Source organism: Nocardioides zhouii, from assembly GCF_004137345.1.
GTDB classification, from domain to species: domain Bacteria; phylum Actinomycetota; class Actinomycetes; order Propionibacteriales; family Nocardioidaceae; genus Nocardioides; species Nocardioides zhouii.
The window spans coordinates 35,974-48,291 of record NZ_SDWV01000009.1 but is presented as its reverse complement, the minus strand read 5'-3'; the positions used below and the strand labels follow the sequence as shown (position 1 = coordinate 48,291).

The following is a 12,318-nucleotide window of genomic DNA, read 5'->3' as shown; positions in this document are numbered from 1 at the left end:
CGGGACGTGGACTGCGGGGCCGCTGGGATGGTGCTGGGTGGGCGTCGGAGGACGCCCGGCGATCACTCGCCCGCGATGAACTTCTCGAGCTCGGCGCGGCCGAGGTCGTCGGCCATCTGCACCGGCGGGGACTTCATCAGGTAGGTCGAGGCCGCGATGATCGGGCCGCCGACGCCGCGGTCGAGGGCGATCTTCGCGGCGCGTACGGCGTCGATGATGATGCCGGCGGAGTTCGGGGAGTCCCAGACCTCGAGCTTGTACTCGAGGTTGAGGGGGACGTCACCGAAGGCGCGACCCTCGAGGCGGACGTAGGCCCACTTGCGGTCGTCGAGCCACGCGACGTAGTCGGACGGGCCGATGTGCACGTTGCGGCTGTCGATCTTGTCGGCCAGCTCACCGGTGAGGTTCGACGTCACGGCCTGGGTCTTGGAGACCTTCTTGGACTCCAGTCGCTCGCGCTCGAGCATGTTCTTGAAGTCCATGTTGCCGCCGACGTTGAGCTGGTACGTACGGTCCAGCGCCACGCCGCGGTCCTCGAACAGCTTCGCCATCACGCGGTGCGTGATGGTGGCGCCGACCTGGCTCTTGATGTCGTCGCCGACGATCGGGACGCCGGCGTCCTCGAACTTCTTGGCCCACTCGGGGTCGGAGGCGATGAAGACGGGGAGGGCGTTGACGAAGCCCACGCCGGCGTCGATCGCGCACTGCGCGTAGAACTTGGCGGCCTGCTCCGAGCCCACGGGGAGGTAGCACACGAGGACGTCGACCTCGGCGTCCTTGAGCGCCTGCGTGACGTCGACCGGCTCGGCGGCCGACTCCTCGATGGTCTGGCGGTAGTACTTGCCGAGGCCGTCCATCGTCGGGCCGCGCTTGACCTCGACACCGAGGGTCGGGACCTCAGCGATCTTGATCGTGTTGTTCTCGGAGGCGTTGATGGCCTCGGAGAGGTCCTTGCCGACCTTCTTGTCGTCGACGTCGAAGGCGACGACGAACTCGACGTCCTTGACGTGGTAGTCGCCGAACTTCACGTGCATGAGTCCGGGGACGGTCCCGGAGGGGTCCGCGTCCTTGTAGTACTCAACGCCCTGGATCAAGGAGGTGGCGCAGTTGCCGACGCCCACGATCCCTACTCGTACTGAACCCATGGGGCTCTCCTTTTCTCTGCTGGTCGTGCTTGCTGGATGTCGAAAAGCTCTGATCAGTCGTGGGGGGACGGCGCGGGCGCCGTCGCCGGGGGGCCGCCGCGCTCGGCCTGGATGAGGTCCGAGAGCCACCGCACCTCGCGCTCCACCGACTCCACGCCGTGGCGTTGGAGCTCGGCGGCGTACCGGTTGACCTCGGCCTGCGTCCGCTCGAGCTCGCCCTGCACGCGCGCCAGGCGCTCCTGCAGCCGCGAGCGGCGACCCTCGAGGACGCGGAGACGGATCTCCATGTCGGTGGAGGAGAAGAACGCGAACCGGATGTCGAAGTTGTCGTCCTCCCACGCGGTCGGCCCGACCTCGGTCATGAGGCGCTGGAAGTGCTCGTTGCCGGCCGCGGTGACCTCGTAGACGATGCGCGGTCGGCGGCTGGTCGGCGTCGTGGTGGTGGCGACCTCGGTGATGAGGTTGGCCCGCAGCATCTTCTTCAGCGCCGGGTAGAGCGAGCCGTAGGACAGCACGCGGCCCCACCCGAGCATGAGGTTCAGCCGCTTGCGCAGCTCGTAGCCGTGCATGGGTCCCTCGTGCAGCAGTCCGAGGACTGCGAGCTCGATGGTGTCTGCACGGCGTGCCATGCGACCTATCGTACCGATATATCCGCGAGTGACGAATCGGGATGTACGCCGCAGGCCGGCGGGAGTCGCTCGCGATATCGGACGATGCCGCGCGCTCCCGTACCCTGACGAGCGTGAGTGCGAAGCGCAGGGCCGACGGCAAGGCCAAGACCCGACGGCCCCAGCAGCGGCGGACGAAGGGCCAGCGGGCCGCGAAGGTCGCCAAGATCCTCGGGATCGTCGCCGTCGTCGGCGCGCTCGTCACAGCGGGCATCGCTGTCGTGCTCTACCAGGCGATCAGCATCCCGAAGGCGAACGAGGCCTTCCAGGCGCAGACCACGTTCGTCTACTACCAGGACGGCAAGCAGCAGCTCGGCACCTACTACGAGGACCAGAACCGCGAGTCGATCCCGTACGACGAGATGCCGGACACGATGAAGGACGCCGTGGTCGCCGCGGAGAACCGCACCTTCTGGACCGACAAGGGCATCGACCCCAAGGGCATCCTCCGCGCGCTGTTCTCCAACGCCAGCGGCAACTCGCGCCAGGGCGCGTCGACGATCACCCAGCAGTACGTGAAGATCCTCTACCTGACGAGCGAGCAGAGCTACAAGCGCAAGATCAAGGAAGCGGTCGTCTCCCTCAAGATCCAGCAGCAGTACAGCAAGAAGGAAGTCCTCGAGGGCTACCTCAACACCATCTACTTCGGCCGCGGCGCCTACGGCATCCAGGCCGCGTCCAAGGCCTTCTTCGACCACGACGCCAAGGACCTCAGCCTGCGCGAGGCCGCCGTGCTGGCGACGGTGCTCAACAACCCGACGCAGTTCGACCCGGCCAACGGCAAGCAGGCGCGGGACGACCTCAAGATCCGCTACGAGTACGTCCTCGACAGCATGGCCGAGATGGGCACGATCACGAGCGAGGAGCGCGACACCGCGCTCAAGCGGCTGCCGAAGTTCCCCAAGGTCGCGACGCAGAGCCAGTTCGGCGACCAGAAGGGCCACATGCTGGCGCTGGTCAAGTCCGAGCTGCTGGCCAGGGGCATCGCCTCCGAGGAGGAGATCGACGGCGGCGGCCTGCGCATCACCACGACCTTCGACCCCCAGGTCATGGCCGACGTCGAGGAGGCCGTCGACGAGCAGCGGCCCGACGCGGGCATGCCAGGCCCTGCCGGCAACAAGGACCTCCACGTCGCCGCGGCGACCGTGGACACCCAGTCCGGCGAGCTGCTCGGCTTCTACGGCGGCCAGGACTACCTCGAGTCGCAGATCAACTGGGCGGTCGCCGGCGGCATGGCGGGCTCGACGATGAAGGCAGCGACCGACGTCGCGGCGATCCGCGAGGGCTTCTCCCTCAACGACACCTTCGAGGGCAACAGCCCGATCGACATCGCCGGCACCGAGTTCGAGAACCAGGGCGACGAGGACTACGGCTCGGCCGTCTCGATGATCACCGCCACCGAGAACTCCGTGAACACCGCCTTCGTCGACATGGTCGACTCGATGCCCGACGGGCCGCAGAAGGTGATCCAGGCGGCCGAGGACATGGGCATCCCTGGCAATGAGACCGAGAAGTGGGGCATCCCCCGCAAGTCCATCGACTTCCAGGACAACATCGGGGTCACCCTGGGCACCGCCCAGGTCAGCCCGATCAACATGGCCAACGCCTACGCCACCCTCGCCAACGGCGGCACCCGCAACGAGGTGCACGTCGTGCGCAAGGTCGTCGACAAGAACGGCGAGACCCTCTACGAGGCGAAGACCCGCAGCAAGGAGACCGTCGACCCCGACATCGCGGCCGACGTGACGTACGCCCTCCAGCAGGTCGTCGAGGAGGGATCGGGCACCGAGGCGCTCGCGCTCGAGCGGCCGGTCGCCGGCAAGACCGGCACCGCCACCAACGACGACGGCGACGTCTCGTCGTCGTGGTTCGTCGGCACGACGCCGCAGGTCTCCACGGCCGTGATGTTCGTCCGCGGCAAGGGCCGCGAGGGACTCGACGTGCTGCGTCCCGACGGCGCCGACATGTGGCTGCCGACCAGCAGCGACGGCCGCTCGGGCTACTTCGGCGGCAACTACCCGGCCAAGACCTGGACCGCGATCATGCAGCGCGTGATGGAGGGCATGGACGTCAAGGAGTTCCCGGAGCCGGTCTACGTCGACGGCGACGCACCGGAGGACGGCCACGAGTACACGCCGCCGCCGTCCCCGACGTCGACGCCGAAGCCGTCCCAGTCGCCCACCGAGACCGGTGGTGTGCCGACCGAGACGCCGACGGAGACGCCGACCGAGACGCCGCTGCCGACCGAGACACCGCTCCCGACGGAGACGCCGACCACGCCGGTGCCGACGGAGACACCGACCACGCCCGTCCCGACGGAGACACCGGCCCCGACGACACCGGTCCCGCCCTCGCCGTCGGAGTCACCGACCACGCCGACCGGCCGGTTCCAGCCGCGGGTCCAGGCTCCCGACTCCCGGCCCTGAGCGTGGCCGTGCACGACCAGGGCAGGGCGCCCGGCAGCGACGCGCCGACGCGCACCGACCCGGTCGTCGCGGCGATGTCGGAGGTGGTCGGCGGACCCCTGGGTAACCACGCGGGCGGCCACCGCTGGTGGACCGCCGCGCGCGTGCTGCTCGGTGCGAGCGCCCTCACCCTGGCCGCCGGGATGGTGAGCAAGGGCGCGTGCGTGCGCTCGGAGTGGGGTCGTGAGGACCAGCCCTACGCCCAGCTCTGCTGGACCGAGCTCGCCGGCACCTCGACCACGGCCGGCACGCCGCCGCACGTCACGACGTGGCTCGAACGGCTGGCGGGCCTGTTCCCCGGCACCGGGACGGTCGCCACCACCGCCGCCCTGGCCGTGCTGCTCGCGGCGCTCGCGCTGCTGGCCACCGCGCTGCTCGTCCGCGTGGACCCCCGTCGGCCCTGGGCCGCGGCAGGTTGGGCCCTCGGGCCCGTGCTGCTCGTGCACTGGCTCTCGTGGGAGCTCGTCGCCGCCGTCGGCGTGGCCGTCCTGCTCTGGGGCTGGACGACCGGTCGCGCCTGGGCTGCCGGGGTCGGCGCCGGGATCGCTGCGGCCTTCGCACTGCCGGTCGCGGTGGCCTTCGTCGGCGTGATCGCCGTCGGTGGTCGCGCGCGCGACCGCGTCGACGCGCTCCTCGCGGCAGCGGCGGCGTACGTCGTCGTGACGCTGCCCGGCCGGGCGCAGGGCGATGACGCGGACACCGGCTCGATCTGGCAGCTGCTCCAGCAGGCCGGGGTCGAGGCGTCGACGACGACGCGCTACGTCGTACAGCTCGTGGTGCTGGCCGCGGCCGGCGCCGCCGTGTGGCGGTGGGTGGTGCGCGGCGGTCGGACCACGCCGCGGACGAGCGCGCGGGCAGGACTGGTGATGCTCGCCGCGGCGCTCGCCGTGGCGCCGACGGCCCCGCCGGAGCTGGCGCTCGTGGCGCTGCCGCTGGCCGCGATCGCCGTACGCCGCTGGCGCGACCTGCTCGTGTGGCAGGGCCTGCACCTGCTGAGCTGGGTGGTCACCGGGTGGTACGTCGGTGGCGCGATCGTGCCCACGGTCAGCGACGACGTCCGGTCCTACTGGCTGGCGATCCTGCTGCGGGTCGGCGGACTGGCGTGGCTGGTGGTCGCGGTCCTCCGCGACGCGGCCGACCCAGGCTCAGGTGACGACGACGCGGTCGAAGTCGGTCGCGGTGAAGCGGACCCGGACCTCGATCTGCTCACCGACGCGGGGCACCCGCGCGCCTGACGGCACGAAGAGCATCGACGCCTGCATGTGGGGCGGCTCGGCGAACAGCCGCTGCTTGCCGTCGATGGAGAACGGCGAGCGGACGAACCCGACCGCGTCCATGCCACCGCGCGCGAGGGTCGCGGCCCGGGCTTTGAGCGACTGGTCGCCGGTCGGCGCCTCGAGGCCGATGCCGTGGGCCGTGCCGCCACTGACGATGACGAGGTGGCCGTGCTTGGGGACGCTGCGCCCGCGGTAGCCGAAGGTGTCGCCGCGGTCGACCTCGTGGACGTCGAGGACGGTGGCGCCGACCTGCAGGGCACCGCGGTCGCCGAGCCACAGGTCGGTGCCGGTCCGGGGCCGCACCGTGAAGTCCGGATAGCTGCTCGCCAGGGCACCGAGCTCGGCGTGCGTGAGGTGCGAGACGAAGACCGTACGGGTGGGCAGCCCCGACGCGACGACGTCGTTGATCAGCCGGCTGACCTCGCCGAGGTGCGAAGTGGTGTTGAGGGGCAGGTGCATCGCCACGCCGCGCAGGCCGCTGCGCCCGCCGTCCGCCCGGAGCACCTCCGCCGCGGCGGTGAGGTCACGCCGGCTCATGCCGTGGCGCCGCATCGACGTCAGCTGCTCCAGCACGAACCGCGCGCGCGGGTCGTGCGTACGCAGGCCGGCCAGGTCGTCGCTGCGGCTGACCGTGTGTACGACGCGCGCGGCCGTGCGCGCATCGAGGTCGAGCGCGGCCCCGAAGGGACGCCAGGGGGTGAGCACCAGCAAGTCACCGGCGTAGCGGGTGGCCGCCCGCTCGATCTCGTCGTACGTGCCGATCGCGAGCACGTCGAGCGGCGCACCGGTCTCGGCCGCGTGCTCGGCCAGCCACTGCGCACGGCGCGCGAGACGACCCACGCCGAGCCCGTAGCCATTGCCCTTCGCCACCGGGACGATGTCGGGGAGCTTGGTGACGGTGGCGAGGAGGTGCGAGCGCCAGCGGTCGCCGTCGACGGTGAGGGTCAAGCTCATCTGGTCATCCCCGCCGCGCCAGGTAGAGCTGGAACGCCTTGTAGATGGCGCGGTTGACCGGCAGGTCCCACTCGCCGGCGTACTCGACGGCCTGTCCGCCGGTGCCCACCTTGAACTGGATGAGGCCCACGTGCGGGTCCTCGGAGTCGAGGGTCTCGGTGATGCCGCGGAGGTCGTAGACGTGCGCGCCGGCCGCCAGGGCGTCGCGGATCATCGCCCACTGCACGGCGTTGGAGCCGCGGACGTCGCGCTTCTCGGTCGACGAGGCGCCGTAGGAGTACCACGCGTGGGTGCCGACGCGGATCGCGATCGTGGCCGCGACCAGGTCCCCCTCGTGCCGCGCGAGCCACAGCTGGATCCGGTCGGGGTCGTCGGCGAGGAGGGCGTCCCACATCGTCTGGAAGTAGGACAGCGGGCGCGGGGTGAAGTGGTCGCGCTCCGCGGTGTGGACGTAGAGGTCGTGGAACGCCTTGAGGTCGGCGCGCTCGCCCTGCGCGACCTCGACGCCTGCCTTGTCGGCCTTCTTGATGTTGCGGCGCCAGAGCTGGTTCATGCCCGCGAGGACGTCGGCTTCGGTGCGGGACGCGCCGTCTGCGTCGACCAGCGGGATCTGGAAGTTGAACTGCGGCTGGCCCGCGGAGAAGCCGCCCTCGGCCGACTGCTGCTGCCAGCCGAGCTCGTGCAGCTGGGAGATCACGCACGCGCCGTCCTGCGACCGCTCCAGGGGAGACACGTCGCCGAGTCGGCGTACGGCGTCGTCGGCCACGCCGGCCTTGACCTGGTCGGCCGACCAGCGCCGGGTCACGACCGGTGGCCCCATCCGGACGGCGAAGGCGCCCTGCGCCTTGAGGTGGGCCACCATCGGGGCGAGCCAGGCCTCGAGGTCGTCGCCGCTCCAGTCGATCACGGGGCCCTCGGGCAGGTAGGCGAGGTAGCGCTTCACCTTCGGCAGCTGGCGGTAGAGGACGAGCCCCGCTCCGACGAGCTCGGCACCGCGGAACCAGCCGACGGACTCGGCCCGCCACTCGGGCTTCACGCTCGCCCAGCCGGGCGTCTGGAGGAAGCTGGCGGACGACCGACCGGCGATGAACTCACGGTGCTGCGGCGCGGAGATCGGGCGCAGCGTCAGGGGGGTCGTCACTCCGGACAGGTTACAAGGGACCAGACACGACCCCCGTACGTGTCTGGTCCCTTGTGACTACAGACGCGCCTCTCCGGCGTTCGGTTGCGCCTCGCGACGACCTTTTTCCGCACGGGGTCTCTGGGGGCCCTCAAGAAGTGGTCAAGTAATCAATCAAAGGGGTGGTGTGGCATAGCCCGATCGGGCCATGCCCGTTGGTCAGGTGGTGACGGGGCACCGGGCCGTGGGGGTCCGGGACCCGATGACCGCACCAGCGGTCGGCACCACCACGTCGACGCCACCGCATCGACGTCTCCGTCAGTCACGGCGCTACCGCGCCGCCTGGTCACCTTTGGGGAGAAGACCATGTCCAGCACGAACCGCATCAGCCACTCGCCAGCACTCGTCGGCGCAGCCGTTTTGTTTGTCGGCGCCACCATGAGCGTGTCGGCCGGACCCGCCAGCGCTGCCTCGTCCGAGGGCCAGCCCGAGAAGGTTTTCGTCTGCAAGTACGTCGGCACGCCCGACGTGGACGAGCGTCTGCAGACGGGCAACAACCCCATCGAGGTCAGCGTCAACGCGATCCCGATCTACACCGGCCAGCCCGCGAGCGACCTGATCGGCCAAGAGTTCGCCGACGCACAGGGCCGCTCCATCGTCATTGCCGTCTCGCCCGTACGTGGCGGGGGCCAGGGCGACGAGCCCACCATCGAGGACTGCCCGGCGCCGGACGGTCCGGAGGAGCCGCCGACCGTGGAGCCCATCAAGGTGACCGGGGAGCCGAAGCTCACCGACCCGTGCGGGCCGGACAACGAGGTCCTCAGCCCGCCTCCGGCCAACGTCATCTTCACGCCGGTCGACATGGGCACGTCCATCCAGGTGACCGTCTCGGCGGCTGCTGGGTACGTCCTGGACCAGGGCCAGACGGTCTTCAGCCTCGCGGTCAACGACGCGGCCTGCGCGACGAGCCCGGAGACGCCCACCACGCCGGAGACGCCGCAGACCCCGAACACCCCGCAGGCCCCCGAGGTCCTGCCGGAGACCGAGACCCCCGAGCAGGCGCCCGATGTGCTGGGTGAGCAGGCCTTCGCGCCCGCCAGTACGCCGAACCAGCAGCAGCCCCAGGCCCAGCCGCAGTCGCAGCCGCAGGCCCAGCCGCAGCAGGCGCTCCCGACGGCGGTCAACGCCGGCGCCTCCCCGGCGGGTGCTCCCGCCTCCGGCACCGACGCGTTCCTGGCCATGCTCCTCGTGATGCTGGGAGCGGTGAGCGCGCGCCTCGGGTGGATTCGCGCCCGTGGCTGATCGACGACGCCACCGACTGTCGGGGGTGCTGCTCATCGCGGCAGCACCCCTGCTGGTCGTCGGCGGGCTGCTGGCGGGCACCGCGGCGGGGGACGGCGACCAGCCGACCGTCGCCGTGAGCGAGCGGCCCGACGGGGTCGCCTCGGTCCCCGTCCCGCCACCGACCACCTCGCCCACCGGCACGCCGACGTCGGCGGCCGCACCGCCGCCGGTGCCGGGCGTACGTCCGGACACCGTCGTCGTGCCCTCCCTCGACGTCCGCGCCGACGTGACCCCGATCGCGACGCAGGACGGGGCGCTCACGCCGCCGTCCGACCCGCTCGACGTGGGCTGGTGGTCGGGCGGATCACGTCCGGGCGCCGCCACGGGCGCCGCAGTGATCACCGGTCACACCGTGCACACCGGCGGTGGGGCCTTCAACGACCTGGAGGAGCTCGCGAGCGGTGACCGGGTGCTCGTGCTGTCGGACGGCACCACGGTGGCGTACGACGTCGCCACGGTCGAGGTGCTGAGCCGGGCCGAGCTGGCGCGCGAGAGCGCGACGATCTTCGCCAGGTCCGGTCCCGGGCGGCTCGTCCTGATCACCTGCGAGGACTGGGACGGGACGGCCTACCGGAGCAACGTCGTGGTGACGGCGGAGCCGGTCACCGCCTGACCCGCCTAGGCCCGGATCCACCGATCTCTCGCCTGCTGCGCGCCACCATGCGGGCGCGCTGGCCGCGTTGTCGAGCACTCGACGGGCCTGGCGGCCCGCCTTCGGCACTCCGCCTTGCCATCACACCCACCTGGTGTCGCTCACGACGGCGTCGATCGGCGGATCCGGGCTCGGGTCAGAGGTGCTCGCGCAGCCACGCGAAGTCGGCGACGTGCTCGGCGGCGCCACCCGGCGTCTCGCAGATGACGGGCGCGCCGGCCTCACGCACCACGCCGGCGAACTCGTCGGCGGGCAGGTGCCCCTGGCCGAAGTTCGCATGCCGGTCGGCGCCGGAGTCGAAGTCGTCACGGGAGTCGTTGGCGTGGACGAGGTCGATGCGGCCGGTGATGGCGCGGACCTTGTCGACGGCGTCGCCGAGCTCGATGCCGCCCGCCCAGGCGTGGCAGGTGTCGAGGCAGAACCCCACGTTGTCGGAGCCCTCGGCCGACGAGATGGCGTCCCACACACCAGCGATGCGGTCGAGGTGGCGCGCCATCGCGTTGTCGCCGCCAGCGGTGTTCTCGATGAGCAGCGGGATCTTGAGGTCGGTGGCCTCGATGGCCTTGCGCCAGTTGTCGAAGCCGACCGTCGGGTCGTCGTCCTTGCCGACGTGGCCACCGTGGACGATCAGGCCCTTCGCGCCGATCGACGCCGCGGCATCCATGTGCTGCTGGAGCAGCTTGCGGCTCGGGATCCGGATCCGGTTGTTCGTCGTGGCCACGTTGACGATGTAGGGCGCGTGGACATAGAGGTCGATGCCCGCATCCTCCGCGGCCGTACGCAGTGCATCGGCGCCGCCCTCGAAGCGGATCTCCGGGCCCTTGTAGCCCTGCGGGTCGCCGAGGAAGAACTGGACCAGGGTGGTGTCGCGAGCGACGGCCTCGGCGACCGGATCGGTCTGCTCGACGTGCGCGCCGACGGATACGGAGGAGCTCATGGAGTCCACCCTAGGAGCACCCACAGACAGCCGGCCACGACGCCCAGCAGTGCCACGACGGCGACCCAGGCCGGCCAGTCCACCGGCGCTGCCGCACCCGCCCAGGACGTACGCCGTCCGCGTGGTGGGGGCCCGAGCCGGTCGGGCACCGGTGGCCCGGCCGCGGCCGGCACCGGCAGCCGACGGAGCAGTCGGAGCGCCGCGTCGGCGGTGGCGAGCCGCTGCTCGGGGTCAGGGACGAGCAGCCGTTCGACGAGCGGTCGCAGCGGGTGGGAGGGCAGTGCTTCATGGTCGGGGGCCCGCTGCCGCGACGGGGGGAGACCGGTGATCATCTCGAGCACGACGCGACCGACGGCGTAGAGGTCCTGCGTCGGCTCCGGCGGTGCACCCCGCGCCTGCTCGGGCGCCATGTAGCCGTCGGTGCCGATCGCGCCCGGGACCGTGGTGAAGCGCCGATCGGCGATCGGCGCGGCGAGGCCGAAGTCCCCGAGCCGGAGGTGCGGCGGACCGGTGCCGGTCGCCTCCAGCAGCAGGTTGGCCGGCTTCACGTCGCGGTGCACCAGCCCGGCGGCGTGCACGGCCGACAACCCCATCAGCAGCTGCTCGCACAGCAGTCCGGCGGTCCCGGCATCCAGCGGACCGTGCTCGCGCAGCAGGTCGGCGACCGAGCCGCCCGGCACCAGCTCCATGGCGAGCACGACCAGGTCGTCCTCCGCGGCCCAGCCGTGCGGCGCGACGACGTGCGGGTGGCGCACCCGGACCGCCTGCTCCCGCACGAAGCGCGCGAGCAGCGCCGAGCTGTGCTGGCCCAGCACCTTGAGGGCCACGTGACGACGCGCCCGTTCGTCCCACGCCCGCCAGACGGACCCCATCCCACCCGCGCCGATCTGGTCGAGCAGCACGTAGCGGCCCGCGACCACGGCGGACGTACGGGTCGTGACGGCTGGCACCACCCCGCGACGCTAGCCCGGTCCGGCGTACGACCGGGCCGGTCGTCCACAGGCCTGGTCCGGGTCTGGTCCAGACAGTGGTGCCACCCGTATTGCTGCCGCTCGGCCCGGTGGTGGATCCTCGCGCCTGACCGGTCCCGCCACGGGGCCCGCACGGGGGAGCACCACCATGTCCGACACCACGCCCGGCTCCGAGCCCACGCCCGAGCCGACACCTGAGCCCGCGCCCGAGCCCACCTCGTCGAGCCCGACCTCGTCCGGGCAGGCGGTGGAGACCCTCAAGGGCGCCCCCCGTCTCGACCTCGCCCTCATCGGCGCCGGCCTGCTGGTCTTCCTGGGCTCGCTGCTGCCGTACTACACGCTCTCCGTCGACGGCTTCGGCGCCAGCGCGAGCAGCTCGGTCAACGCCTGGCACGGGTTCTTCGGCTGGTTCGGCGCGCTGTGCGCCCTGGTCGCAGCCGCGCTGCTGGTCGCACGGATCCTCGGGGTGGCGCTGCCGATGCCCGTCCCGGTGCGCACCGCGGTGCTCGCCCTGTTCGGCCTCGCCCTCCTGTGCACGATCGTCGCGCTCGTCGTGACGCCCGGCGGGGACTGCGACGACATGGTCTTCATGGAGGGCGTGTGTGACGCGATCGACCAGGGCCACGGAATCGGCTACTGGCTCGCGTTCCTCGGCTCGATCGCCGGCCTCGCGCTCGCCGTCGTGCGACGTACGGCCGACTGACCCGCCCACCGTCCACAGGGGGCGTACGACGATTCAGCGACCGGTCGCGGCGCTGGTAGTCTTCCCCGGTTGCCTTCGGGTG

At 71.5% G+C, this 12,318-nt stretch carries 11 protein-coding genes; 5 read left to right on the top strand and 6 right to left on the bottom strand.

The annotated features are described in order from the left end of the window. Nucleotides 1–62: 62 nt before the first annotated feature. Nucleotides 63–1,145: an inositol-3-phosphate synthase gene (locus EUA94_RS10505; protein WP_129426835.1), complete on the bottom strand. Its 1,083-nt coding sequence runs from the start codon at nucleotides 1,143–1,145 to the stop codon at nucleotides 63–65. Nucleotides 1,146–1,198: 53 nt separating this feature from the next. Continuing rightward, nucleotides 1,199–1,774: a PadR family transcriptional regulator gene (locus EUA94_RS10500; RefSeq protein ID WP_129426834.1), complete on the bottom strand. Its 576-nt coding sequence runs from the start codon at nucleotides 1,772–1,774 to the stop codon at nucleotides 1,199–1,201. Nucleotides 1,775–1,887: 113 nt separating this feature from the next. Between EUA94_RS10500 and EUA94_RS10495 the strand changes: the two genes are divergently transcribed. Beyond that, nucleotides 1,888–4,239 (top strand): transglycosylase domain-containing protein, encoded by a 2,352-nt coding sequence (locus EUA94_RS10495; protein WP_129426833.1) that lies wholly within the window; start codon nucleotides 1,888–1,890, stop codon nucleotides 4,237–4,239. A 2-nt stretch (nucleotides 4,240–4,241) separates the two neighbouring features. Beyond that, complete coding sequence (locus EUA94_RS10490) at nucleotides 4,242–5,513, top strand: hypothetical protein (RefSeq protein ID WP_129426832.1); 1,272 nt, start codon at nucleotides 4,242–4,244, stop codon at nucleotides 5,511–5,513. On the opposite strand, the gene EUA94_RS10485 is transcribed toward EUA94_RS10490, so the two are convergent. Together EUA94_RS10485 and EUA94_RS10480 are read right to left on the bottom strand one after the other, a co-directional pair. Beyond that, nucleotides 5,424–6,509, bottom strand: coding sequence for an alanine racemase (locus EUA94_RS10485; protein ID WP_129426831.1), 1,086 nt, complete (start codon nucleotides 6,507–6,509; stop codon nucleotides 5,424–5,426). The two genes, EUA94_RS10490 and EUA94_RS10485, sit on opposite strands and share 90 nt — an antisense overlap. Nucleotides 6,510–6,513: 4 nt before the next feature. After that, nucleotides 6,514–7,650, bottom strand: coding sequence for a lipid II:glycine glycyltransferase FemX (locus tag EUA94_RS10480; RefSeq protein WP_242494791.1), 1,137 nt, complete (start codon nucleotides 7,648–7,650; stop codon nucleotides 6,514–6,516). A 345-nt stretch (nucleotides 7,651–7,995) separates the two neighbouring features. On the opposite strand from EUA94_RS10480, the gene EUA94_RS10475 reads away from it, so the two are divergent. Together EUA94_RS10475 and EUA94_RS22625 are read left to right on the top strand one after the other, a co-directional pair. After that, the gene (locus EUA94_RS10475) at nucleotides 7,996–8,931 is read left to right on the top strand and encodes a hypothetical protein (protein WP_129426830.1); all 936 of its coding nucleotides are present in this window, start codon (nucleotides 7,996–7,998) and stop codon (nucleotides 8,929–8,931) included. Beyond that, nucleotides 8,924–9,586, top strand: coding sequence for a class F sortase (locus EUA94_RS22625; RefSeq protein WP_242494790.1), 663 nt, complete (start codon nucleotides 8,924–8,926; stop codon nucleotides 9,584–9,586). Before EUA94_RS10475 ends, EUA94_RS22625 begins: the two co-directional genes overlap by 8 nt. Nucleotides 9,587–9,761: 175 nt before the next feature. Here EUA94_RS22625 and EUA94_RS10465 read toward each other — a convergent pair whose 3' ends face one another. Both EUA94_RS10465 and EUA94_RS10460 read right to left on the bottom strand, forming a co-directional pair. Beyond that, nucleotides 9,762–10,562, bottom strand: coding sequence for a deoxyribonuclease IV (locus EUA94_RS10465; RefSeq protein WP_129426829.1), 801 nt, complete (start codon nucleotides 10,560–10,562; stop codon nucleotides 9,762–9,764). Beyond that, nucleotides 10,559–11,515 (bottom strand): serine/threonine-protein kinase, encoded by a 957-nt coding sequence (locus EUA94_RS10460; protein ID WP_242494789.1) that lies wholly within the window; start codon nucleotides 11,513–11,515, stop codon nucleotides 10,559–10,561. The genes EUA94_RS10465 and EUA94_RS10460 overlap by 4 nt, the downstream gene beginning before the upstream one ends. A gap of 166 nt (nucleotides 11,516–11,681) precedes the next feature. Between EUA94_RS10460 and EUA94_RS10455 the strand changes: the two genes are divergently transcribed. Further along, entirely contained in the window at nucleotides 11,682–12,236 is a 555-nt protein-coding gene (locus EUA94_RS10455) for a hypothetical protein (RefSeq protein ID WP_129426828.1), read from the top strand. Nucleotides 12,237–12,318: the final 82 nt, after the last annotated feature.

What these genes read in the sequence shown, in the direction of transcription:
- EUA94_RS10505 (WP_129426835.1), bottom strand. Translation starts at nt 1,145, where the DNA reads ATGGGTTCAGTACGAGTAGGGATCGTGGGCGTCGGCAACTGCGCCACC.
- EUA94_RS10500 (WP_129426834.1), bottom strand. Translation starts at nt 1,774, where the DNA reads ATGGCACGCCGTGCAGACACCATCGAGCTCGCAGTCCTCGGACTGCTG.
- EUA94_RS10485 (WP_129426831.1), bottom strand. Translation starts at nt 6,509, where the DNA reads ATGAGCTTGACCCTCACCGTCGACGGCGACCGCTGGCGCTCGCACCTC.
- EUA94_RS10475 (WP_129426830.1), top strand. Translation starts at nt 7,996, where the DNA reads ATGTCCAGCACGAACCGCATCAGCCACTCGCCAGCACTCGTCGGCGCA.
- EUA94_RS10465 (WP_129426829.1), bottom strand. Translation starts at nt 10,562, where the DNA reads ATGAGCTCCTCCGTATCCGTCGGCGCGCACGTCGAGCAGACCGATCCG.
- EUA94_RS10455 (WP_129426828.1), top strand. Translation starts at nt 11,682, where the DNA reads ATGTCCGACACCACGCCCGGCTCCGAGCCCACGCCCGAGCCGACACCT.